19 protein-coding genes are annotated in these 23,077 nt (G+C 67.6%); 6 read left to right on the plus strand and 13 right to left on the minus strand.

The window, feature by feature from the left end:
* Window positions 1–52: 52 nt before the first annotated feature.
* From WK25_RS03375 to WK25_RS03415, 8 genes are all read right to left on the minus strand, one after another.
* On the minus strand, window positions 53–739 hold the full coding sequence (locus WK25_RS03375) for a helix-turn-helix transcriptional regulator (protein WP_040143435.1): 687 nt from the start codon (window positions 737–739) through the stop codon (window positions 53–55).
* Between the two features lie 73 nt (window positions 740–812).
* Window positions 813–1,217 (minus strand): VOC family protein, encoded by a 405-nt coding sequence (locus WK25_RS03380; RefSeq protein WP_006751908.1) that lies wholly within the window; start codon window positions 1,215–1,217, stop codon window positions 813–815.
* Between the two features lie 371 nt (window positions 1,218–1,588).
* Window positions 1,589–2,893 carry a THUMP domain-containing class I SAM-dependent RNA methyltransferase gene (locus WK25_RS03385; protein WP_040143436.1) on the minus strand — a complete coding sequence of 435 codons (1,305 nt, stop codon included), beginning with the start codon at window positions 2,891–2,893 and terminating at the stop codon, window positions 1,589–1,591.
* Between the two features lie 168 nt (window positions 2,894–3,061).
* A complete protein-coding gene (locus WK25_RS03390; protein ID WP_069240978.1) occupies window positions 3,062–5,185 on the minus strand; it encodes a site-specific recombinase in 2,124 nt (707 codons plus the stop codon).
* Between the two features lie 531 nt (window positions 5,186–5,716).
* Complete coding sequence (locus WK25_RS03400; protein WP_069240980.1) at window positions 5,717–6,442, minus strand: PqiC family protein; 726 nt, start codon at window positions 6,440–6,442, stop codon at window positions 5,717–5,719.
* The gene (locus tag WK25_RS03405; RefSeq protein ID WP_040143440.1) at window positions 6,439–8,058 is read right to left on the minus strand and encodes an intermembrane transport protein PqiB; all 1,620 of its coding nucleotides are present in this window, start codon (window positions 8,056–8,058) and stop codon (window positions 6,439–6,441) included. The genes WK25_RS03400 and WK25_RS03405 overlap by 4 nt, the downstream gene beginning before the upstream one ends.
* On the minus strand, window positions 8,051–8,680 hold the full coding sequence (locus WK25_RS03410; protein WP_040143441.1) for a paraquat-inducible protein A: 630 nt from the start codon (window positions 8,678–8,680) through the stop codon (window positions 8,051–8,053). Before WK25_RS03410 ends, WK25_RS03405 begins: the two co-directional genes overlap by 8 nt.
* On the minus strand, window positions 8,677–9,369 hold the full coding sequence (locus WK25_RS03415) for a paraquat-inducible protein A (protein ID WP_040143442.1): 693 nt from the start codon (window positions 9,367–9,369) through the stop codon (window positions 8,677–8,679). The genes WK25_RS03410 and WK25_RS03415 overlap by 4 nt, the downstream gene beginning before the upstream one ends.
* Before the next feature lie 258 nt (window positions 9,370–9,627).
* Here WK25_RS03415 and WK25_RS03420 point away from each other — a divergent pair, with 258 nt between their 5' ends.
* From WK25_RS03420 to WK25_RS03435, 4 genes are all read left to right on the plus strand, one after another.
* Window positions 9,628–10,188, plus strand: a complete 561-nt coding sequence (locus WK25_RS03420) for a cytochrome b (protein WP_040143443.1) — start codon at window positions 9,628–9,630, stop codon at window positions 10,186–10,188.
* 8 nt (window positions 10,189–10,196) lie between these two features.
* The gene (locus WK25_RS03425; RefSeq protein WP_040144880.1) at window positions 10,197–10,757 is read left to right on the plus strand and encodes a YceI family protein; all 561 of its coding nucleotides are present in this window, start codon (window positions 10,197–10,199) and stop codon (window positions 10,755–10,757) included.
* Window positions 10,758–10,821: 64 nt separating this feature from the next.
* Window positions 10,822–11,403 (plus strand): YceI family protein, encoded by a 582-nt coding sequence (locus WK25_RS03430; RefSeq protein ID WP_040143444.1) that lies wholly within the window; start codon window positions 10,822–10,824, stop codon window positions 11,401–11,403.
* Window positions 11,404–11,555: 152 nt separating this feature from the next.
* A complete protein-coding gene (locus WK25_RS03435; RefSeq protein WP_069240981.1) occupies window positions 11,556–12,833 on the plus strand; it encodes an MFS transporter in 1,278 nt (425 codons plus the stop codon).
* 371 nt (window positions 12,834–13,204) lie between these two features.
* Here the strand turns inward: WK25_RS03435 and secF are convergent, their stop codons facing one another.
* The 5 genes from secF to queA all read right to left on the minus strand — a co-directional run bounded on the left by secF (window position 13,205) and on the right by queA (window position 19,318).
* Window positions 13,205–14,155, minus strand: coding sequence for a protein translocase subunit SecF (secF, locus tag WK25_RS03440; RefSeq protein ID WP_040143447.1), 951 nt, complete (start codon window positions 14,153–14,155; stop codon window positions 13,205–13,207).
* An 18-nt stretch (window positions 14,156–14,173) separates the two neighbouring features.
* Entirely contained in the window at window positions 14,174–16,204 is a 2,031-nt protein-coding gene (gene secD / locus WK25_RS03445; protein ID WP_059547816.1) for a protein translocase subunit SecD, read from the minus strand.
* 106 nt (window positions 16,205–16,310) lie between these two features.
* The gene (yajC, locus tag WK25_RS03450; RefSeq protein WP_006401647.1) at window positions 16,311–16,634 is read right to left on the minus strand and encodes a preprotein translocase subunit YajC; all 324 of its coding nucleotides are present in this window, start codon (window positions 16,632–16,634) and stop codon (window positions 16,311–16,313) included.
* 231 nt (window positions 16,635–16,865) lie between these two features.
* Window positions 16,866–18,065: a tRNA guanosine(34) transglycosylase Tgt gene (tgt, locus tag WK25_RS03455; protein ID WP_059547814.1), complete on the minus strand. Its 1,200-nt coding sequence runs from the start codon at window positions 18,063–18,065 to the stop codon at window positions 16,866–16,868.
* Window positions 18,066–18,241: 176 nt separating this feature from the next.
* Entirely contained in the window at window positions 18,242–19,318 is a 1,077-nt protein-coding gene (gene queA / locus WK25_RS03460) for a tRNA preQ1(34) S-adenosylmethionine ribosyltransferase-isomerase QueA (RefSeq protein WP_069240982.1), read from the minus strand.
* A gap of 167 nt (window positions 19,319–19,485) precedes the next feature.
* Between queA and recG the strand changes: the two genes are divergently transcribed.
* Window positions 19,486–21,834: an ATP-dependent DNA helicase RecG gene (recG, locus tag WK25_RS03465; protein ID WP_069240983.1), complete on the plus strand. Its 2,349-nt coding sequence runs from the start codon at window positions 19,486–19,488 to the stop codon at window positions 21,832–21,834.
* A gap of 135 nt (window positions 21,835–21,969) precedes the next feature.
* Window positions 21,970–22,929, plus strand: a complete 960-nt coding sequence (locus WK25_RS03470) for a LysR substrate-binding domain-containing protein (protein ID WP_040143452.1) — start codon at window positions 21,970–21,972, stop codon at window positions 22,927–22,929.
* Window positions 22,930–23,077 lie beyond the last annotated feature (148 nt).

Below are 23,077 nucleotides of genomic sequence, written 5' to 3' on the forward strand. Positions count from 1 at the left end.
TGCGCCACGGCGGCATGGCCGCCGTGTGGCGTGCGGCGGGCCGCCGCGTGCGTCAGCGCATCGGCGCTTCGGCGATTCTCATGTAGTCGGCGATCCGGCGGCCTTCCATGTCCGGAAATTGCTCGTGCACGGTGATGTCGCCCATCCGTGCGATGTCGAACGTACGGAAGTCGCCGCGCAACTCGCACCACGCACCGATCGTCCAGCGGCCGCCCCAGTAGACGAGCCCGAGCGGCCACACGCGGCGCTTCGTGTGCGCGCCGAGCCGGTCGCGGTAATCGAAGCTGACGATGTGGCGCGTGTCGACCGCCTGGTGGATCGCGTCGACCTTCGCGCAGAACGTCTCGTCGATATGAAACGACGGCGCGAACACCGGCAGCCGGTCGAGCGCCGTGCGCTTGTCGGCCGGCATCGCCGACGCGATCTTCGCGAGCGCCGAACGCGCACCGCCTGCGAAGCGCGCGCCGCCCCAGGTTTCGAGCATCCGCGCGCCGACCGCGAGCGCCGCGAGTTCCTCGGCCGTGAACGTGAGCGGCGGCAGGCTCGCATTGCGGTTCAGCCGATAGCCGATGCCGGCTTCGCCTTCGATCGGCACCCCTGACAGTTGCAGGTCGCGCACGTCGCGATAGACGGTGCGCGGCGACACCGACAGCCAGTCGGCCAGCTGCTGCGCGGTCGTGAGGCGGCGCCCGCGCAGCAGCTCGGCGATCTGGAACAGGCGGTCGGCACGGCGCGTCATGGCTGCACCTCGGCTCCAACGGCTATGGGGACTTCGCGATGATAGCGCCGTGCCGGCCCGATCGTGGACGCGTTCAGTGGCATTTCGGCGCGTGCAGACCGACGCGGTTGCCTTCGGTGTCGATCAGATAGCCGATATAGCCGTAGTTGTTCGGCAACTCGACGACCGAGCCCTGCACGACGCCGCCCGCGCGCTTCGCGCGCTCGAGCGCCGCGACGACCGATTCGCCGGCGTTCAGGTACACGAGCACGCCGTTCGCGCTCGGCTTCATCTGTTGAGGATCGAACACGATGCTGCCGCCCGTGCTCGACGCTTCGTGATCGAACATCGCCATCGGCACGCCGCCGATGACTTCGCGCTGAAGGGTGGTTTGCAGCACGGTCTCGTAGAAACGGATCGCGCGGTCGAAATCGAGGGACGGGATGTCGAACCACGCGATCGCACGCTCGAGTGTTGCGGTTGCAGTTGCGGACGTCATGACGAGCTCCTTGTTGTTCGGGTTGTTCTTCACGGAAACCAGCCTTGCATTGCGCCGGGATTGCAGTGTGAGCGGGGGCTGCTGACAGCGTGCTGTCAGTAGTGATGGCGGTGCTGACAAAGCGCGCGTCGCGGTGTCTGCGGGCGCCGGGCAGTCGCGGCGAGGGCGGCGAGTGCGGCGAGGGCGGCGGCCCCGGGAACGGCGGAGGTCGCCCGCGGGGCGGCGTGCACACGCGGCGCGGCGCGAGAGCGGGCACTGCCGCCCGCGCATCGCGGCCGCGCAAAGCAAGACGCCCGGCGGATGCCGGGCGTCGTCGAGGTGTCAGCAGGCGGCCGTGGCGGCCGCAGCGACGTGTGTGCGGGTGTCGCGCGTCAGGATTCGGCGTCGCCTTCGTGCGCGGCCGGGCGTGCCTTCACGCTGCCGGCGATCAGGTCGAAACGGAACAGCCGGCATTCGAGCGCGCCGTTGAACAGCGGCGTCTTCGCCGATTCACGCAGGCGCAGCTGGCCCGGCAGCGAGCGGTCGGACGTCAGCAGGAACGCCTGCCAGCCCGTGAAGCGCTGCTTGAGCGCGTCGCCGAGCGCGTTGAAGAACTCGCTGTCCGGCGCATCGGTGTGCGTGCGGCGGAATGCGTCGTCGTTGCCGCGGTTGCGGCCCGTCTCCCGCACCTCGCCCCGCGCGCTGCGGCCGCGCACTTCGATCCGCTCGCCGTACGGCGGGTTCGCGAGGATGATGCCGGGGCCGTCGCAAGGCGGCGTCATCCCGCGCGCATCGACCTGCTTGAGCCATACCGACGGCACACCCGCGCGCTCCAGGTTGGCGCGCGCCTTCTCGAGCATGTCACCGGAGATGTCGCTGCCGTACACGCCGAGCGAATCGCGCTTGCCGCGTGCCGCGCGCTTCGCGTCGAGCGCCGCGACCTTCAGGCCTTGCCACGCGGTGATGTCGTATTGCTTGAGCTTTTCGAAGCCGAAACGACGCTCGACGCCCGGCGCGACGCCGAGTGCGATCTGCGCGGCTTCCGCGAGGAACGTGCCGCTGCCGCACATCGGGTCGTACAGCGGCGTGCCGGGTGTCCAGCCGGTGAGCCGCAGGATGCCGGCCGCGAGGTTCTCGCGCAGCGGCGCCGCACCCTTGTCGAGGCGCCAGCCGCGCTTGAACAGCGGCTCGCCCGACGTATCGAGGTACAGCGTGCATTCGGTGGCCGTCAGAAACGCGAACACGCGCACGTCCGGCGCGCCGGTGTCGATGCTCGGCCGCGCGCCGGTCTTGTCGCGCATCCGGTCGCAGATCGCATCCTTCACGCGCAGCGTCGCGAATTCGAGGCTCTTCAGCGGCGACTTGATCGCGGTGATGTCGACACGCAGCGTCTGCGTCGACGCAAACCAGCGTTCCCACGGCTGCTCGAGCGCGAGCGCGTAGACGTCCTGTTCGTTGCGGTACGGGCGGTGCGCGATCTTCAGCAGGATCCGGCTCGCAATGCGCGAATGGAGGTTCGCGGCCATGCCGGCGGCCCAGCCGCCGCGGAAATGCACGCCGCCCGGCACCTGCGCGCCCGCGGTGAACGGCGCACCGTCCAGATGACGGCCGGCGATCTCGGCCAGCTCGGCGGCAAGCGCCGCTTCGAGGCCGCGCGGGCAGGGAGCGAAGAATTCGTACAGGGTGGGCGAGGACATAAGGCGGGTGAAGGCGTGCAAAAGTCCACTATTGTACGCGGCGCGGACGGCCGGAGCCGGCGTTGCGTCCGTTTCATGACCCCACGCATGCGTCCGCACTCGTGCTCGCCGGGCGCGCGGCGCCCGCCGCCGCGCGCATGGCGAGGTGCCTCCGCGGCTGCGACAGGTTCAGTGCGAGCCCGTCTGGCCGGTCCGCACTGCCGGGGCGCCGGCCGGCCAGAACAGCGCGGACGGCTTCGACAGCACCGTGCGCACGATCGCGCCGACCAGCGAGCGTACCTTGGCGCGGCGCAGGCTGCGCGAGCGCACGGCCATCGTGAACGCGAGCGCGAAGCTCACGAGCACGTTGAGGATCGCCATGCTGAGCACGCCCGCGCAGGCCCACCAGAGCTCGGGCGTACTCAACGCGTCCTTGCCGAGCACGCCGAGCGCGACGCCGATCGAACCGGCCGACAGCGTTACGTGCCGCACTTCGAACGGGAACAGAAACACGGTGACGATCGCGGGGATCAGGCCGAGCATCAGGCCGAGGCCGACGTTGGCGACGACGCCCGCGACGTTCGACCGGCAGAAGTGTGCGAACTTCGCGGCCCCGGCCGCGCCGAGCGTGAGGCGCAGGCGGCGGTTGTACGCGAGCGCGTCGCCGACCCGGTGCAGCACGAACCAGTTGTCGGCCCAGCCCGCGAGCAGGCTCGACGCCCACAGCAGCACGCCCGTGAGCGCCGCGTAGAACGGCGTTGGGCCCAGCAGCGAGAATGAGTGCAGCGTCGCGTGCGCCTTCTGCGGCGAGATCAGGTTCGCGTGCAGCAGGTTGCCCGCGAACAACTGCACGAGCAGGCACACGGGCAGCACGACGAGCACGTTGCCGGAAATCGCCGCGGCCTGCGTGCGGATCAGCGCGATCACCGACGCGACGAACGCCTTCACCCCTTCGTCGTGGTTCGTGTCGTCGAGCTCGCGCGCGAGCGTCGGCGCGGTCATTGCCGGCTGCTTGGTTGCGAGCGTGAAGTGCAGGAAGTGCATCAGCATGAAACTCGCCGCGTAGTTGATGCCCGCCAGCAGCCCTTCGAGGATCGATTGCAGATGGGCGCCCGTGATCGCGAACTTCACGCACACGGTCGCGACGGTGACGAGGCCGCCGCCCGCCGCCATCCGCAGCATCTTCAGGTATTCGGCGCGGCCGCGCGAGATGTAGTGCTCGCCGGTATCCGCGTTGGTCTCGACGAGCTTGCGCGCGAACAGCGAGAAATTGCTGCGCACGAGGTGCGACACGCTCTGGCTGTTCTGGTTCGCGTCGACAAGCTCGGCCGTGAGGCGCGCCATCCCGTGCAGGTCGTCGCGCGCCATCCACGCGTTCAGCAGCATTTCCGCGCGCAGGATGCGCATGCGCATCCGCTCGACCTGGAACACGATGTCGACCGACACGCCGTTGCGGTACAGGTGCGCGAACACGTCGTCGACCGCGATCCGGCATTGGTCGAGGAGCACGCGCAGGTAATTCACCTCGTGCAGCAGCTTGCTCGGGTCGCCGCCGTCCTCGACGGCCGCGTGCGCGGTCTCGACCGCGAGCATCGCGCGCGTGAGACGGTAGAACGGCTGCGTTTCGAGCGGCTTGCGCGCGTCGTCGTCGGACAGGCGGCTGCGCACCGTTTGCGACAATCCCGTCGAGCTGATCTGGCACGTCAGGTTGTGCAGCGCGGCCAGCAAGTCGCGCGAGAACGAGCCCGGCTCGTGGCGTTCCTCGTCGGTAACGTCGAACGCGAGGAGCTCGGCGATGCGTGCGAGCAGGTCGTCGGGCAGCGCGTCGATCCATTGCGCGTCTTCCGGCGCGGGGAACATCAGCGTGAACAGCGCCGTCAGCTCGCGGCGGTTCGGCGCCGGCGGGATCAGCGACGAGTCGATCCGCTCGAACAGCGCGCCGAAAAAGCCCGAATGCACGGGCATCCCCGCATCGCACAGCAGCGAGATGCCGTCGCATTCGCGCAGAATCCCGCGCAGGATGCGCGCCGCGTGGGACTTCCATTCGGGATTGCGGTCCAGCACGTGGAACAGGTAGCGCAAGCGTGCATGCGCCGGGTACGTGCGTGCGTCGGCGTCGCGGTCGGCCGGCACCTCCTGCGCGGCCTGCATCGCGCCGTTGCGGCGCAGCCAGTGCGCGAGTTCGATCAGCCATTCGCTGCGCTCGGCGTACGACGCGTCCGCGTCGGCATGCGCGAGCAGCGCATCGAGCTGGTGACCGGCATTGCGCGACGCGCGCCACTTCTTGATCAGGGTCGTCAGGGAACGAAACATAAACGGAATAGCGAAAGCCCGAGACGGGCGGGTACGGGATGCCGGCCGGGATTGCGGCGCGGCGCCGGAGAGAACGGTGACGCTGGCCGGGTGGCCGGACGATGCGCGGCGACTCGCGATGCGGCTGCCCCGACGCGGAGCATGCGGACACGCATGCGCACCCCGGCAGACGCGGCGGCCGCCCCCGAGACGACGGGTGGATCGCCGCCGGCGGGCGCGCACGACGGCGGCGCGAGCCGGAACGTGCGTAGGATCGTCAATCGGACGCGAAAACGCAAGCCGACCGCATTGCCGGGCGCGGGTTCCGGAGGATTTTGACAAACAATGCAAAGCGGCCGTCCGGCCAATGGATGCCGCGTAGTGTGCGCAGCCGCTGCGGCAGCGGCGATGGCGGCGCCGTCGCATATGCGGCCGGGTGCGCGTGCGGTTCGCGCAGATGATCGTGATCGTCATCGGCGAGACGGGCCGGCTGCCGGCTGCGCGGATGCACGGCTGCACGGCTGCACGGGCGTACGCCCGCGCACCGGACGCTTACACGCCGGACTTGCCCGTCGCGCCCGCGTCATCGTGCGCCGCCGGATTGGCCGGGCAGGCCAGGACGGGCGCGGCGGCGGCCGCCTTGCCGGACGCAGCCGATGACGGCGCCGCCGCGCGCCGCGCGGCCATCGTGCGCACGCCGGCTGCGGCTTGCGATGCGATCACGTCGAGCGCACGCCGGTGGCCGGCGACGAGCGCGTCGTAACTGTCACCAACCGGCTCCGCGACGCTCGTGCGGCACGTCATCACCGCTTGCGTGTCGAGCGCACGCACGCTCCACACCGCGTCGATCGCCGCGCGTTTGCCCGGCCACGACTCGAAGCGCTGCACGTTCACACTGATTCGATAGACGGGCACGCCGGCCGGATACGCAGAATTCGCGACGTCGATCGTGCCGAGCCGCGCGGCGAGATCGTCCGACAGCGCGCGGCGGATCTCGTCGGCGGGCGCCGCGGCCCACCGCTCCTGCTCGAGCACGTCGACCTGCGCGGCGTTCTTCTGCACGACGAGCTGGTTCTTCGCGACCTGCTCGGGCACGCCGACGGCCGGCACCTCGATCAGGAACGCGGGGTTGGCGGGTGCGGTGCGCACGGGCGCCGCGGCATCTGCGGGGCTCAGCGTATAGAACCGCGCGGGCGGCGAACTGCACGCGGCCAGCGCGAGCGCGGCGAAGACTGCCGCCGCGCCGCTCGCGAGGCCGTTCACGCGTGTCGTCGTCATTGTTGATCTCCTGGCTTGCCCTTGAGCAGCGATTCGGGGTGGCGCTCGAGATAATCGGCGAGCGCGTTCAGCGATTGCAGCGTGCGCGTGAGCTCCTTCAGCGCGCCGCGCACGTCGGACTGCAGCGGCGAATCCTGCTGCAGCGTCGCTTCGGCGGTCGAGAAGGTCTGCTTCGCAGCCGCCAGCGTGTCGCGCGCTTGCGGCGCGATCTGCGTGTCGAGCTGCTTGAACAGTTTGTCGGCGTTCGACAGCGCGCTGTTCAGGTTCGCGCCGATCTGGTCGAACGGCACCTTGTCGAGCTTCTTCGCGATGTCGGCGACCTGCAGCTGCAGCTCGTCGAGCGTGTTCGGTACGGTCGGCAGCTCGAGCGGCTGGCGCGCCGCGTCGATCTTCACCGGCGGCGCCTTCGGGAAGAAGTCGAGCGCGACGTACAGCTGGCTCGTCAGCAGGTTGCCGGTGCGCAGCTGGCCGCGCAGCCCGTGCTGGACGAGGCGCTCGACGATTTCGCGGCGCGCCGGTTCGCCCTTGCTTTCGATCGTTTCGCGGAAGCGTCGGCCGAGCCGCTCCGGATACACGTTCATCGTGACCGGCATCAGGAAGTTCTTGGTCTTCGGGTCGTAGTCGATGCCGATGTTCGTCACTTCGCCGAGCACGATGCCGCGGAAGTCGACCGGCGCGCCGACGGCGAGCCCGCGCAGCGACTGGTTGAAGTTCATCACGACCTGCAGCGGCTGGCCGTCCGGGTCGCGCATTGCATCGCCCTCGTCGGAGCCGAGACGGAAGGTCGTGTTGTTCGGCGCGATCGCGCCGGTGTCCTGGTTCGGGGGCGTCTGGAACGCGATGCCGCCGAGGATCACCGTGGCGAGCGACTGCGTGTTCAGCTTCAGGCCGCTCGAATCGAGCCGCAGGTCGACGCCGCTCGCCTGCCACCAGCGCGAATTCAGGCCGACGTACTGGTCGTACGGCGCATTGACGAACACGTTGAACGTGACGCCGGTGCCGTCCTTGTCGAGCGAGAAGCCGACCACCTGGCCCACCTGCACGCGGCGGTAGTAGACCGGCGAGCCGATGTCGACCGAGCCGAGCGAATCGCCGCGCAGCACGTACTGCGTGCCTTTCTGGTCGCCGGTCACGGCGGGCGGCGTCTCGAGGCCGGTGAAGTCGGTCTGCGTGTCCTGCCCGTGGCCGGCGTCGACGCCGATGTACGCGCCCGACAGCAGCGTGCCCAGCCCCGACACGCCGGTCGCGCCGACGCGCGGCCGCACGATCCAGAAGCGCGAGCCCTTGACCGCGAAGTCCTCGGCCTCCTTCTTCAGTTGCACCTGGACGAGCACGCGCGACAGGTCTTTCGACAGCTTGATCGTCTTGACCATGCCGATCTCGACGTCCTTGTACTTGACCTGCGTTTTGCCCGGCTCGAGCCCTTCCGCGCTGTGGAAGCTGATCGAGATTTCCGGGCCGCGCTCGCGCACGGACTTGATCACGAGGCCGATGCCGATCAGCGCGGCGATCAGCGGCACGAGCCAGACGAGCGACGGCAGCCAGCCGCTCTTCGTCGAGATGGCCGGATCGGGCGGCCGGGGCGCGTCGTGCTGCGGGCCTTGCGGACTATTCATGGTGTTTCCCTGAGGTTTCGACTGGATCCCAGATCAGGCGGGGATCGAACTGCATCGACGCGAGCATCGTCAGGATCACGACCGAGCCGAACGCGAGCGCGCCGGGGCCGGCCGTGATGACGGCGAGCGAACGGAAATGGACGAGCGCGACGGTCAGCGTCACGACGAAGACGTCAAGCATCGACCAGCGGCCGATCCGCTCGACGATCCGGTACAGCCGCGTACGCTGCAGCGGCCGCCATGCGACGCGGCGCTGCGCGCTGGTCGCGAGGATCGTCAGCACGCCCAGCTTGAGCATCGGCACGAGAATGCTCGCGACGAACACGACGACCGCGAGCGGCCAGTCGCCCGACGTCCAGAAATAGATGACGCCGCTCATGATCGTGTCATCCTGCGAGCCGACGATCGACGACGTGTGCAGGATCGGCAGCAGGTTCGCCGGAATGTACAGGATCGCCGCGGCGATCAGCAGCGCCCACGTGCGCATGATGCTGTTCGGCGTGCGGAAGTGCAGCGCGCTGCCGCAGCGAGCGCAGTGCGCGTGCGGATGGTCGATCGTCTGCACGAGCCCGCATGCGTGGCAGCTGGCATAGCCCTCGCGGGCAGCGATGGGCGTCGTCATTGGCGCGGCGCGTCCGGCCGCGGCGCGGCGGCGGGGGTGGCTGGGATGGCGGGAGCGGGTTCGGGCCGTCCGGGCGTGCGGCCGGCGCGCAGGTCGTCGGCGATGTCCCACAACGTGCGCGGGTCGAACATCAGCACGACGGCGGTCATCAGCGTGAGCGCGCCGAATGCGAACAGCGCGGCGTCGGGCACGACGCGCGCGAGGCTCACCATCTTCACGATCGTGACGACGATGCCGAGCATGAACACCTCGATCATCCCCCACGGGCGCACGAACTGGATCGTGCGCAGCACCAGGTTCAGGCCCGGCGGCACGACGCCGCGCCGGATCGGCAGCAGCACGTACAGCAGCGCGGCCATCTCGACGAGCGGGAACAGCACCGTCGAGCAGAACACCATCACGCCGACGATCGCCATGTCCTGATGCCAAAGCGCATCGATCGCGCCGATCAGCGTCGTCTGCACGCGCGTGCCGTTCAGGTCCATTTCGAGGATCGGGAACGTCTGCGCGATGATGAACGTGACGAGCGCGGCGACCGCGAGCGCGCTGATGCGCTCGATCTGCGTGGTGCTGTTGCGATAGAGCAGCGCGTCGCAGCGCGGGCAGCGCGCGATTTCGCGGCCGCTCAGACGCGGTTTATGCAACAGTGCGTCGCATTCGTGGCAGGCAATCAGATCGTATCGTTGCATGGAAAAGGCGGTGTTGCGACGGCAGGGAGCACGCGTCGACGGGGCCGGAACCCGCGCCAATCTTACCAAAACGGCCTTTTGGCGGTGTCAACGTCCAAATGACCGGTGACCGGTCGGTAACATGGCGTCGACATGGCAGCCCGCTGACGCGTCAGTTCTCAGAGTCGGCGGCCGTCAAAAGGTTGCGGTAGCATGGCGCCCTTGACATGCGTCGGTCGAAGTTGCCGGCGCAGCCGTTCGCTCAACTGAGGATCCACGATGGCATCGAATTCGCTGCCGGCCAGCCCGGTACGTTACTCGCAGACGGCGATCGCATTGCACTGGCTGATCGCGCTGCTGATCGTCTGCGGCTTCGCGCTCGGCTGGGTGATGACCGACATCCCCGGTTTCACGCCGACCAAGCTGAAGTACTTTTCGTGGCACAAGTGGATCGGCGTGACTGCGTTCGCGCTGGCGGTCGTGCGCGTGCTGTGGCGCGCAACCCATGCCGCGCCCGCGCTGCCCGGCAGTACCCCGGCATGGCAGCGCGCGGCATCGCACGGCGTGCACATCCTGCTCTACGCGTTGATGCTCGCGATTCCGCTGACCGGCTATCTGTACAGCTCGGCGTCGAACATCCCGGTCGTCTACCTCGGCATCGTGCCGCTGCCGCGCCTGATCGACCCGGATCCGGCGCTGAAGGAAACGTTCAAGACGCTGCACGTGACTTTGAATTACATTCTGCTTGCGCTCGTTTCACTGCACGTGCTCGCTGCGCTCAAGCACCAGGTGCTGGACCGCGACGGGCTGCTGTCGCGCATGCTTCCCTTTGCCAAATGAAGGATCCCATGAAAGTGTCTTTCTCCCGCTCCATGCTGACCGCGTTCGCCGCGGTGTCACTCGCCGCATCGGCCGCGGCGCACGCCGACGTCGATCTCTCGAAGAGCAAGGTGTCCGCCGTGTCGAAGCAGATGAACGTGCCGACCGAAGGCGCATTCAAGAAGTTCTCCGCGCAGGTGAAGTTCGATCCGGCGAAGGCCGCGCAAGGCAGCGCGCAAATGACGATCGACGTCGCGAGCTTCGACCTCGGCGACAAGATGTACAACGACCAGGTCGCGGGCAAGGACTGGTTCGACGCGAAGGCGTACCCGCAGGCAACCTTCACGTCGTCGGCGATCGCGCCGGCCGGCGGCAACAAGTACAACGTGACCGGCAAGCTGACGATCAAGGGCAAGTCCGAGACCGTCACGGTGCCCGTCACCGTCACGCAAAGCGGCGCGACGCAGACCTTCGACGGCGTGCTGCCGATCAAGCGTTCGGCGTTCAACGTCGGCACCGGCGAATGGAAGGACACGTCGATCGTCGCCGACGAAGTGCAGATCAAGTTCCATCTCGTCGCGACGAAGTAAGCGGCGGGGTGTCGCATCACCCGAATGCCGCGCGAGGGCGCGGCGCTGTTCCAAGGAGAAAGAGTTGAAAAAGCATCTGATCATCGCCGCGGGCGCGCTGGCCGCTTCGCTGTCGTTCTCGGCTTTCGCCGACAGCGCGACGTACCAGTTCGATCCGAGCCACACGTACCCGAGCTTCGAGGCCGATCACTTCGGCGGCCTGTCGGTCTGGCGCGGCAAGTTCGACAAGTCGAGCGGCACCGTGACGCTCGACCGCGCGGCGAAGACGGGTACGGTCGACGTGACGACCGACATCGCGTCGATCCACACGGGCAGCGCGAAGCTCGACGAGCATCTGCAGACGCCGGATTTCTTCGATGCGGCGAAGTTCCCGCAGGCGAACTACAAGGGCACGATCAAGTTCGAAGGCGACAAGCCGGTGGCGGTCGTCGGCAACCTGACGCTGCATGGCGTCACGAAGCCGCTGACGCTGAAGATCGATTCGCTCAAGTGCATGCCGCATCCGATGCTCAAGCGTGAAGTGTGCGGCGTCGACGCGGTCGGCGAATTCAGCCGTGACGATTTCGGCCTCGACTACGGCAAGCAGTACGGCTTCAAGATGAAGACGAAGCTGCTGATCACGGCCGAAGCCGTCAAGCAGCAGTAACGCGCGCGGCCTGGCCGTCGCATACGCACCGCCGCGCTCCCTTTCCGGGGGGGGCGCGGCGGCTTTTTTTTGCGCGCCTATAATCGTCGGCACAGCTCGCGGCGCGACAACGGACGCGTCTGACAGAACGTACAACGACAAGGAGATCGCCGATGCATGCCGTCACGCAGTCCAGCTCCGTAGCATCGTCGCCGCGCGTATGGCGCGCGGTGGTCGCCGCGTCGATCGGCAACGCGCTCGAGTGGTTCGACCTCGTCGCCTACGGCTTCTTCGCGGTGACGATCTCGAAGCTGTTCTTCCCCGCCGGCGACGACACCGTGTCGCTTCTGCTCACGCTCGGCACCTTCGGCGTGTCGTTCTTCATGCGCCCGCTCGGCGCGATCGTGCTCGGCGCGTACGCGGACCGCGCGGGCCGCAAGGCCGCGCTCACGCTATCGATCCTGCTGATGATGGCCGGCACGCTGGTGATCGCGGTGCTGCCGACCTACCAGACGATCGGCGTTGCGGCGCCGCTGATTCTCGTCGCCGCACGGCTGATGCAGGGCTTCTCGGCCGGCGGCGAATTCGGTAGCGCGACCGCGTTCCTGGCCGAGCACGTACCCGGCCGGCGCGGTTTCTTCGCGAGCTGGCAGGTCGCGAGCCAGGGTCTCACGACGCTGCTCGCGGCCGGTTTCGGCACCGTGCTGAACGCGCAGCTCACGGCCGACCAGATGGCCGCATGGGGCTGGCGTGTGCCGTTCTTCTTCGGGCTGCTGCTCGGGCCGGTCGCGTACTACATCCGGGCGAAGGTCGACGAGACGCCCGAATTCCTCGCTGCCGAAAGCACCGCGAGCCCGCTGCGCGATACGTTCGCGTCGCACAAGGCGCGACTCGTTGCTGCGATGGGAGTGGTCGTACTTGGCACGGTCGCGACGTATCTCGTGCTGTTCATGCCGACGTACGGCGTGAAGCAACTCGGCCTCGCGCCTTCGGCCGCGTTCGCGGCGATCCTCGTCGTCGGCGTGATTCAGATGGCGTTCGCGCCGCTCGTCGGCCACTGGTCCGATCGCTACGGCCGTGTGCGCGTGATGGTCGCGCCGGCGCTGGGCATTCTCGTGCTGATCTATCCGGCATTCGCGTACCTCGTCGCGCATCCGGGCTTCGGCACACTGATCGCGCTGCAGGTGCTGCTCGCATTCCTGATGACGGGCTACTTCGCGGCGCTGCCGGGCCTGCTTTCCGAGGTATTTCCGGTGCAGACGCGCACGACGGGGATGTCGCTCGCGTACAACGTCGCGGTGACGATCTTCGGCGGCTTCGGGCCGTTCATCATCGCGTGGCTGATCAAGGCGACCGGGATGAAGACGGCACCGAGCTTCTACCTGATGTTCGCGGCGGTGCTGAGCCTTGGGGCGCTGGTTGTGCTGCGGCGGCGGTTCGGTTTTCGGTAATCGAGTAACGGGGTGCAGGAAGCGCGGTTAACCGGCGTCGCGGGACGCCCGCCGGTGCCGCAGGCTCCAAGCGAGCGGTTGCTGCAAGCACGACGACGACCGCAGTGAAAAGCAGCGCGGCTACGCTCCACTGCGCGACGGTGTCGCAGTCGAAACCGGCCCGTTCGCAAATCGCGTGCGAGATCGACTTCCCGGTACGACGGCAGCATGTCGTCGACATCCGCATCGCAACGCGGCGCCAAGCGCGAGGCCGGCCCGACACCGTAGCCAGCACCCGGACGGCGCGCCGCGAGACGGGGGCGGCGCGCCCGCATGAAAAAGGCCGGTCCAACAGGACCGGCCTTCGTCAATCAGCCAAAACGCCGCGCCGCTCAAACCTGCGCGCCGGCGTTCGGATCGTCCGGATCGTGCGCGGTCTTCTTTTCCTTGATCAGGTCTTCGCGTTTGATGCCGAGCCACATCGCGAGCGAACCCGCGACGAACACCGACGAGTAGATGCCGAACATGATGCCGACCGTCAGCGCGAGCGCGAAGTAGTGCAACGTCGGGCCGCCGAAGAAGAACATCGACAGCACCATCATTTCCGTCGACGTGTGCGTGATGATCGTGCGCGACATCGTGGTCGTGATCGCGTGGTTGATCACTTCCTGCACGTTCATCTTCCGTTCGCGGCGGAACGTTTCGCGGATCCGGTCGAAGATGACGACCGACTCGTTGACCGAGTAGCCGAGCACCGCGAGGATTGCCGCGAGCACCGCCAGCGAGAACTCCCACTGGAAGAACGCGAAGAAGCCGAGAATGATCACGACGTCGTGCAGGTTGGCGATGATGCCGGCCACCGCGTACTTCCATTCGAAGCGGAACGACAGATAGATCACGATACCGATCACGACGCACGCCAGCGCGAGCAGGCCGTCGGTCGCGAGCTCGCGGCCGACTTGCGGGCCGACGAACTCGACGCGCTGCAGCGTCACGTCCGGGCTTTGCGCCTTCAGCGCGTTCATCACCTGGTCGCTTTGCTGCGCGGACGTGAGGCCCTGCTTCAACTGCAGGCGGATCAGCACGTTGCGCGACGTGCCGAAGTTCTGCACCTGCGCGTCGGCGTAGCCGAGCTTGCCGAGCGTCGCGCGCACGGGTTCGAGCTGCGCGGCCTGCTGATACTGGACCTCGATCACCGTGCCGCCGGTGAACTCGACGGACAGGTGCAGCCCGCGGTGGAACAGAAAGAATACGGCGGCGAGGAACGTGACCAGCGAGATCACGTTGAACACCAGCGCGTGCCGCATGAACGGAATGTCTTTACGGATGCGGAAAAATTCCATGGCTTCGTCTCCGGGGCCTTATTGGGTCGAGCCCGGTTTCTTCGGCGACACGCGTTGCTGCGCGCGGTTGCGCAGTTGCGGCTTGCCCGCGCGCGGCGCGTTGCTCTTCGCCGGGGCCGCGAGCTTCGCGGCGCGCGCGGTGTCGGTCGATTCGTCTGCCGCGTCGAACGCCGCACCGGCGGCGCCGGCCGTCGCGCCTTCCGGCTTCCACACCTGGCCGATCGCGAGCGACTTCAGCTTCTTGCGGCCGCCGTACCAGAGGTTGACGATCCCGCGCGAGAAGAACACCGCGGAGAACATCGACGTCAGGATGCCGAGGCAGTGCACGATCGCGAATGCGCGAACCGGGCCCGAGCCGAACGCGAGCAGGGCGAGACCCGCGATCAGCGTCGTGACGTTCGAGTCGAGAATCGTCGCCCATGCGTGCGCGTAGCCGGCCTGGATCGCGAGCTGCGGCGGCTGGCCCGCGCGCAATTCTTCACGCACGCGCTCGTTGATCAGCACGTTGGAGTCGATCGCCATGCCGAGTGCGAGCGCGATTGCTGCGATGCCGGGCAGCGTCAGCGTCGCCTGCATCAGCGACAGCACCGCGACGAGCAGCAGCAGGTTCACCGACAGCCCGATCACCGAGATCACGCCGAACAGCATGTAGTACGCGATCATGAACACGGCGATCGCGCAGAAACCCCAGATCACCGAATGCACGCCCATCTTGATGTTGTCCGCGCCGAGGCTCGGGCCGATCGTGCGCTCCTCGATGATGTCCATCGGCGCCGCGAGCGAGCCGGCGCGCAGCAGCAGTGCGAGATCGGCCGCGGCCTGCGGCGTCGGCTGGCCCGTGATCTGGAAGCGGTCGCCGAGTTCGGACTGGATCGTCGCGACCGTCAGCACTTCGCCCTTGCCCTTCTCGAACAGCACCATCGCCATCGGCTTGCCGATGTTGTCGCGCGACACGGTGCGGACCGAGCGGCCGCCCGCCGAGTCGAGCCGGATGTTGACCGACGGACGCTGGTGTTCGTCGAAGCCGGCGGATGCATCGATGATGCGATCGCCGGTGAAGATCACGTCCTTCTTCAGCAGCACGGGGACCTGGTTGCCCTGTGTGAACAGTTCCTCGCCTGGCGGCACGGGGTCGTTCGGGTTCGGGTGCGTGTTGATCGGATCGGCGAGGCGCGCCTCGAGCGTCGCGGTGCGGCCAATGATGTCTTTCGCCTTCGCGGTGTCCTGCACGCCCGGCAGTTCGACGACGATGCGGTCGCTGCCTTGCTGCTGCAGGATCGGCTCGGACACGCCGAGCTCGTTTACGCGGTTGTGCAGGGTTGTCAGGTTCTGCTTGAGCGCTGCGTCCTCGACGGCCTTCTGCACGGCCGGCGTGAACGTGCCGACGACCTGCGTGCCGCCGCCGCCGGGCTGGGTCGCCCATTGCAGTTCGGTGATCGACGCTGCGAGCACCTTGCGGGCGTCTTCGGCCGTCTGCGCATCGCTGAAGTTGACGACCACGGACTGGTCGACGCGGCTCACGCCGCCGTCGCGGATGTTCTTGTCGCGCAGCAGCGAGCGCGCGTCGGACGCGTCGGAGTCGAGCTTCTTCGTGAGCGCGCCCGTCATGTCGACCTGGAGCAGGAAGTGCACACCGCCGCGCAGGTCGAGGCCGAGATACATCGGCAGTGCGTGCAGCGCGGTCAGCCAGCGCGGCGACGCGCTCTGCAGGTTCAGTGCGACAACATACTGCGGATCGTTCGGGTCGGTGTTCAGCGACTTCTGCAGCAGGTCCTTGACGCGCAGCTGCGTATCGGTGTCCTTCAGGCGCACGCGGATGTTCGCGTTGGTCGCCGTGTTCTCGAACGTGACGTCGTCCGGCTTGATCTGCGCGGACGCGAGCGCGGATTCGACCTGGGTCAGCGTGGTCGAATCGAGCTTGACCGTGGCCTTGCCGCTCGACACCTGCACCGCCGGCGCTTCGCCGAAGAAGTTGGGCAATGTGTACAGAAGGCCGATGGCGAGCGCCACGACCATCACGACATATTTCCAGATTGGATAACGATTCATGAGGGGGCCGAACGGGTGGTTGGCGTGAAAGCGTCGCGTCCGGCGCCGCGACGGCCCGCTCTCTCAGGCGGGCACGGCGCGGGGAGCCGGACGCTCGGTGAAAGCCTTACAGCGACTTGATCGTGCCCTTCGGCAGAATGGTCGTGACGGCAGCCTTCTGCACGGTGATTTCGGTGCCTTCGGCGATCTCGACGCCGATGTAGCCTTCGCTGACCTTCGTCACCTTGCCGACGAGGCCGCCGCTCGTGACGACTTCGTCGCCCTTCGCCATGGCCGCGAGCATGTTGCGGTGTTCCTTCTGGCGCTTCATCTGCGGACGGATCATGATGAAGTACAGCACCGCGAACATCAGGATGAGCGGCAGGAAGCTCATCAGGCTCGATTCGGCGCCACCGGCACCTTGCGCGAAGGCATTGGAAATGAACGGCACGTTGGTCTCTCCGTAGGGGAAGATCGAAAAATAAGCCGGTTATTCTACCACCGGCCCCATGCGCAAACCGCGCAGCAAATGCGCTTTCGGATCAAGCTGTTAAAGCGCGAACCGGCACGGTCGCAACGCATCTGGAAAGGCAATTGTAATGTTCGGCGGTCCCGACCGGTATCGGGGCGGCCGAATTTAGTACTCGTCTTATGTGACGGGCGGAGGCGTGGCAGCTGCCCGTCAGTCGACGCCTCTCGCCCGATCCTCCGCGAAGCGCTGACGGAATGCGTCGAACGTATGAGTCTCGATGGCCTCCCGGATCTCGCTCATCAGCTGCAGGTAGTAATGCAGGTTGTGGATCGTATTCAACTGCGCGCCGAGGATCTCGCCGACGCGGTGCAGGTGATGCAGATAGCCGCGCGAGAAGTTCTGGCACGTGTAGCACGTGCAGCTCGCGTCGAGCGGCTTCAGCGAATTCTTGTGCGTCGCGTTGCGGATCTTCACGTCGCCGAAGCGCGTGAACAGCCAGCCGTTGCGCGCGTTGCGGGTCGGCATCACGCAGTCGAACATGTCGACGCCGTTCGCGACGCCCTCGACGAGATCCTCCGGCGTGCCGACACCCATCAGGTAGTGCGGCTTGTCGGCCGGCAGCTTCGGGCCGACGTGCCGCAGCACGCGCATCATGTCTTCCTTCGGCTCGCCGACCGACAGCCCGCCGATCGCGAGGCCATGGAAGCCGAGCTCGGACAGGCCCGCGAGCGACTCGTCGCGCAAGTCTTCGAACATCCCGCCCTGCACGATCCCGAACAGCGCGTTCGGGTTGCCGAGCCGATCGAACTCGTCGAGCGAGCGCTTCGCCCAGCGCAGCGACATGCGCATCGAGTCGGCCGCTTCCTTGTGCGTCGTCGGTACGCCGTTGGTCGCATACGGCGTGCATTCGTCGAACTGCATCACGATGTCCGAATTCAGCACCTTCTGGATCTGCATCGACACTTCCGGCGACAGGAACAGCTTGTCGCCGTTGATCGGCGACGCGAACGTGACGCCGTCCTCGGTGATCTTGCGCAGGTCGCCGAGCGAGAACACCTGGAAGCCGCCCGAGTCGGTCAGGATCGGCTTGTTCCAGCCCATGAAGCCGTGCAGGCCGCCGTGCGCGTCGATCGTGTCGAGGCCTGGGCGCAGCCACAGGTGGAACGTGTTGCCGAGGATGATCTGGGCCTTGATCTCGTGCAGCTCGCGCGGCTGGATCGCCTTCACGGTGCCGTACGTGCCGACCGGCATGAAGATCGGTGTTTCGACCACGCCGTGGTTGAGCTTCACGCGGCCGCGGCGCGCATGGCCGTCGGTCGTCAGCAGTTCGAATTCGAGCCCGTTCGCGGGGCGTTCCTGCGCGGGGGCGTGCGTATCAGCGTGCGTATCGTGGGATGAGCCTTCGGTCATCGCGTCATTCTCCTTGCCACCGGAAAACAGTCCGGCGCATGTTGGAAACGCCGCCGGGCAACCGGCGGCGGGGGGAAAGCGGGTGTGCGCGCGTAGCGCGCGCAACGCAAAAAAGCGCGGCGACCGTGCGACGTGCCGGCCGCCGTGCGCAATCAGGCGGATGCCGTGAGCCGCGCTTACGCGCGCGGCGCTTCCGGCGCCTCCGGCGTGTCGCGTCGCGTGAGCAGCATCGCGTCGCCATAGCTGAAGAAGCGGTAGCGTGCTTCGATCGCATGCCTGTACGCGGCGCGGATCGTCTCGACGCCCGCGAACGCGGACACCAGCATCAGCAGCGTCGACTTCGGCAGATGGAAGTTCGTGACGAGCCGGTCGACGACGCGGAAACGATAGCCTGGCGTGATGAAGATGTCGGTTTCGGCCTGCGTCGCCGCGAGCGGGCGGCCGGCTTCGTCGGCGTCGCGCGCCGCGGCTTCGAGCGCGCGCATCGACGTCGTGCCGACCGCGATTACGCTGCCGCCGCGCGCGCGGGTCGCGGCAATCTTGTCGACGAGCGTCTGCGGCAGGTCGTACCACTCGCTGTGCATCTTGTGCTCGGCGATGTTCTCGACGCGCACCGGCTGGAACGTGCCGGCGCCGACGTGCAGCGTCAGCGTCGCGCGCTCGACGCCGATCGCGTCGAGCTTGTCGAGCAGCGGCTGGTCGAAATGGAGGCCGGCGGTTGGCGCCGCGACCGCACCCGGGTTGCTCGCATAGACGGTCTGGTAGCGCGTCTCGTCGTTCGCGTCGGCGTCGTGCTCGATATACGGCGGCAACGGCAGGCGTCCGTACTGCTCGATCAGGTCGAGGCACGGCGCGGGAAAGTGCAGCGTGAAGAACGGCTCCACGCGCTCGCCGACCGTCACGTCGAACGCGTCGGCGAGGCGCAGCGTCGTGCCGGCGCCCGGCGACTTGCTCGCACGGATTTGCGCGAGCGCCGTCTGCGTGCCGGTCACGCGCTCGATCAGCACCTCGATCTTGCCGCCGCTGGCCTTCTGGCCGAAGAACCGCGCCTTCAGCACCTTGGTATCGTTGAACACGAGCAGGTCGCCCGGCGCGATGCACGACAGCAGTTCGGTGAAGCGGCGGTCGACGAGGCGGGCGGGCTCGACGGTGGCGTCGACCTCGAGCAGGCGGCTCGCGGTGCGGTCGGGCAGCGCGGTTTGCGCGATCAGCTCGGGCGGCAGATTGAAATCGAAATCGGAAAGCGTGAACATGCGGGCTGGTTCGAAACGGCCGGCGGGTGCCGCCGACAAGGCGGAAACGCGTAATCGGCGCGCGCGAGCCGCTATGATGGCGGGATGCGCGGCCTGGCCGGCGCCGTTCGTTCGGACGACGTGAAAGCCGCTATTGTACTTGCCTTGCGAAGCACCCAGACGATCCAATGCCCGTGTCGCCCCGCCGTTCCGCCGCCGCCGTTGCCGATTCCGCCGATCCGTTCGACGCGAACGATGCTGCGCCGCCCGCCGAAAGCGCGGGCGAGGGCGCCGCGCCGCACCGCACGGCATCGCGTCGCGCGGGGCCGAAACGCGGCGCCGACGGGCGGCTCGCGCAGCCGGCCGCGGCCGCGCCCGGCGTCGAACCCGCAACGGACGGCAACGAAGCGGCGGAATCTGGGGCATCCGGCGCGAAGGGCACGAAAGGCAAGAAGAAGCCGGCCGCGGACAAGCCCGTGAAAACCGCCGACAAGCTCGCGAAGCTCGGCCTCACGCGCTCGATCGATCTCGTGCTGCATCTGCCGATGCGCTACGAGGACGAAACCACGCTCACGCCGATCGGCGAACTGCTGCCGGGCGGCATCGCGCAGACCGAAGGCGTCGTGTTCGACAACGAGGTGGCCTACCGGCCGCGCCGCCAGCTCGTCGTGAAGATCCGCGACGACGACGGCGACCAGCTGGTGCTGCGCTTTCTCAATTTCTACGGCTCGCAGGTCAAGCAGATGGCCGTCGGTCAGCGGCTGCGCGTGCGTGGCGACGTGCGCGGCGGCTTCTTCGGGATGGAGATGGTGCATCCGGCCGTGCGCGTCGTCGAAGCCGATGCGCCGCTGCCGCAGGTGCTCACGCCCGTCTATCCGAGCACGGCGGGCGTGTCGCAGGCGTATCTGCGCAAGGCGATCGAGAACGCGGTCGAGCGCACGCCGCTCCCCGAGCTGCTGCCGCCCGAAATCGAACGCGACTACCTGAGGCCGCTCGGCGTGCCGACGCTCGCGCAGGCGGTGCGGATCCTGCACCATCCGGGCGTCGACTCCGACGAAGCCGCGCTGATGGACGGCTCGCACCCCGCGTGGACGCGCATCAAGTTCGAGGAACTGCTCGCGCAGCAGCTGTCGCTGAAGCGCGCGCATGAGGAGCGCCGCACGCGCGCGGCCCCCGCGATGCCGCGTCGTAGCGCGGCCGACGCCGACGCGCTGACCACGCGCCTGTACGCGGCGCTGCCGTTCACGCTGACGGGCGCGCAGGCGCGCGTGGTCGACGAGATCGCGCACGATCTCACGCTCCCGCACCCGATGCAGCGACTGCTGCAGGGCGACGTCGGCAGCGGCAAAACGGTCGTCGCGGCGCTGGCCGCGACGCAGGCGATCGACGCCGGCTATCAGGCCGCGCTGATGGCGCCGACCGAAATCCTGGCGGAACAACACGCACGCAAGCTGCGCGCGTGGCTCGAACCGCTCGGCGTGTCGGTCGCGTGGCTCGCCGGCAGCCTGAAGGCGAAGGAGAAGCGCGCGGCGGTCGAGGCGGCGGCGCTCGGCACCGCGCAGCTCGTGATCGGCACGCATGCGATCATCCAGGACACGGTCGAATTCGCGCGGCTCGGCCTCGTGATCGTCGACGAGCAGCACCGCTTCGGCGTCGAGCAGCGTCTCGCGCTGCGCGCGAAAGCCGCGAACGCGGCCAATGGCGCGCGCGACTTCCAGCCGCACCAGCTGATGATGTCGGCTACGCCGATTCCGCGCACGCTGGCGATGACGTATTACGCGGATCTCGAGGTGTCGACGATCGACGAGCTGCCGCCGGGCCGCACGCCGGTGCTCACGCGCGTCGTCGGCGACGCGCGGCGCGAGGAGGTGATCGCCCGTGTGCGCGAAGCCGCGCTGACCGGCCGCCAGGTGTACTGGGTGTGTCCGCTGATCGAGGAGAGCGAGACGCTGCAACTGCAGACGGCTGTCGAAACCTACGAGACGCTGGCCGCGGCGCTGCCCGAGCTGAAGGTCGGGCTCGTGCACGGGCGGCTGTCGCCGGCCGACAAGGCGGCCGTGATGGACGCGTTCACGCGCAACGAAGTGCAGCTGCTCGTCGCGACGACCGTGATCGAGGTCGGTGTCGACGTGCCGAACGCGTCGCTGATGGTGATCGAGCATGCGGAACGCTTCGGCCTCGCGCAGCTGCACCAGCTGCGCGGGCGCGTCGGGCGCGGCACCGCGGCGTCGGTGTGCTTGCTGCTGTACAGCGGGCCGCTGTCCGTTGCCGGCCGCGAGCGGCTGAAGACGATGCGCGAAACCACCGACGGCTTCGAGATCGCGCGGCGCGACCTCGAGATCCGCGGCCCCGGCGAATTCCTGGGCGCGCGCCAGTCGGGCGCGGCGATGCTGCGCTTCGCGAACCTCGAGACCGACGGGTGGCTGATCGACCCGGCCCGCGACGCGGCGGCGCGACTGATCGCCGCTTATCCTGACGTGGTCACGCAGCATCTGGCGCGCTGGCTCGGCGCGCGCGAGCAGTATCTGAAAGCGTGATCGTGCATTCGGGGCCCGATTTAAAACAGCGTGGCGCGCATATTGGGCGTGCCGCGATGCAGAGAAACTTGGCGAACCGGTGCCAACGGGTGTATAAATTAAACCTATCGCCTGTATATCTCTGATTGACCCACAATGACCCTGACTGAACTGAAATACATCGTCGCGGTGGCGCGCGAGCGGCATTTCGGCCGCGCGGCCGAAGCATGCTTCGTGAGCCAGCCGACGTTGTCGGTGGCGATCAAGAAGCTGGAAGACGAGCTCAACGTGCAGATTTTCGAGCGCGGCGCGAGCGAAGTGAGCGTGACGCCGATCGGCGACCAGATCGTCACGCAGGCGCAGCGTGTGCTCGAGCAGACGTTTGCGATCAAGGAGATTGCGAAGCAGGGCAAGGACCCGCTCGTCGGCCCGTTCCGTCTCGGCGTGATCTACACGATCGGCCCCTACCTGCTGCCGACGCTCGTCAAGCAGATGATCCAGCGCGTGCCGCAGATGCCGCTGATGCTGCAGGAGAACTACACGCTGAAGCTGCTCGAGCTGCTGAAGCAGGGCGAGATCGACGCCGCGATCATGGCGCTCCCGTTCCCCGAAACCGGCCTGATGGTGCGGCCGCTGTACGACGAGCCGTTCGTCGTCGCGCTGCCGGCTGGCCACCCGTGGGAGAAGCGCGACGAGATCGACGCCGAGGACCTGAAGCAGGAGACGATGCTGCTGCTCGGCAACGGCCACTGCTTCCGCGATCACGTGCTCGGCGTGTGCCCGGAACTGATGCGCTTCTCGCAGACGGCCGACGGCATCCAGAAGACCTTCGAAGGATCGTCGCTCGAAACGATTCGGCATATGGTCGCGAGCGGTGTCGGCATCACGGTGCTGCCGCGCATGTCGGTCGCCGAGGTCGGCCCGCGCGCCAACGGCCCGGACGCCGAGCTGCTGTCGTACGTGCCGTTTCACGAACCGGTGCCCGACCGCCGCGTCGTGCTGGTATGGCGCAAGAGCTTTACGCGGATGCCCGCCATCGACGCGATCAGCGAGGCGATCGCCGCGTGCGAGCTGCCCGGCGTCACGAAGCTCGACATGCCGACCACGATGAATTGAGCCGCGCTTGTCGCGTGCCGACGGTCCGAATCGACGGGGTCTCGCGACCCCGTTTATTTTTCTCTATCGAATAGATGAAATTTATTAAATTCTAATATGCGATAGATGAATATACTATCTTTCGCATGGATCGGCGTCACCGCGAAGG

Origin of the sequence: Burkholderia latens (assembly GCF_001718795.1) — a bacterium.
In the GTDB taxonomy this organism is placed as follows: domain Bacteria; phylum Pseudomonadota; class Gammaproteobacteria; order Burkholderiales; family Burkholderiaceae; genus Burkholderia; species Burkholderia latens_A.

Coding starts and splice junctions, on each gene's coding strand:
- recG (WP_069240983.1), top strand. CDS start 19,486: ATGCCCGTGTCGCCCCGCCGTTCCGCCGCCGCCGTTGCCGATTCCGCC.
- WK25_RS03435 (WP_069240981.1), top strand. CDS start 11,556: ATGCATGCCGTCACGCAGTCCAGCTCCGTAGCATCGTCGCCGCGCGTA.
- WK25_RS03400 (WP_069240980.1), bottom strand. CDS start 6,442: ATGACGACGACACGCGTGAACGGCCTCGCGAGCGGCGCGGCGGCAGTC.
- queA (WP_069240982.1), bottom strand. CDS start 19,318: ATGTTCACGCTTTCCGATTTCGATTTCAATCTGCCGCCCGAGCTGATC.
- WK25_RS03470 (WP_040143452.1), top strand. CDS start 21,970: ATGACCCTGACTGAACTGAAATACATCGTCGCGGTGGCGCGCGAGCGG.
- WK25_RS03425 (WP_040144880.1), top strand. CDS start 10,197: ATGAAAGTGTCTTTCTCCCGCTCCATGCTGACCGCGTTCGCCGCGGTG.
- WK25_RS03380 (WP_006751908.1), bottom strand. CDS start 1,217: ATGACGTCCGCAACTGCAACCGCAACACTCGAGCGTGCGATCGCGTGG.
- WK25_RS03390 (WP_069240978.1), bottom strand. CDS start 5,185: ATGTTTCGTTCCCTGACGACCCTGATCAAGAAGTGGCGCGCGTCGCGC.
- secD (WP_059547816.1), bottom strand. CDS start 16,204: ATGAATCGTTATCCAATCTGGAAATATGTCGTGATGGTCGTGGCGCTC.
- WK25_RS03375 (WP_040143435.1), bottom strand. CDS start 739: ATGACGCGCCGTGCCGACCGCCTGTTCCAGATCGCCGAGCTGCTGCGC.
- WK25_RS03385 (WP_040143436.1), bottom strand. CDS start 2,893: ATGTCCTCGCCCACCCTGTACGAATTCTTCGCTCCCTGCCCGCGCGGC.
- secF (WP_040143447.1), bottom strand. CDS start 14,155: ATGGAATTTTTCCGCATCCGTAAAGACATTCCGTTCATGCGGCACGCG.
- WK25_RS03415 (WP_040143442.1), bottom strand. CDS start 9,369: ATGCAACGATACGATCTGATTGCCTGCCACGAATGCGACGCACTGTTG.
- tgt (WP_059547814.1), bottom strand. CDS start 18,065: ATGACCGAAGGCTCATCCCACGATACGCACGCTGATACGCACGCCCCC.
- WK25_RS03410 (WP_040143441.1), bottom strand. CDS start 8,680: ATGACGACGCCCATCGCTGCCCGCGAGGGCTATGCCAGCTGCCACGCA.
- WK25_RS03405 (WP_040143440.1), bottom strand. CDS start 8,058: ATGAATAGTCCGCAAGGCCCGCAGCACGACGCGCCCCGGCCGCCCGAT.
- WK25_RS03420 (WP_040143443.1), top strand. CDS start 9,628: ATGGCATCGAATTCGCTGCCGGCCAGCCCGGTACGTTACTCGCAGACG.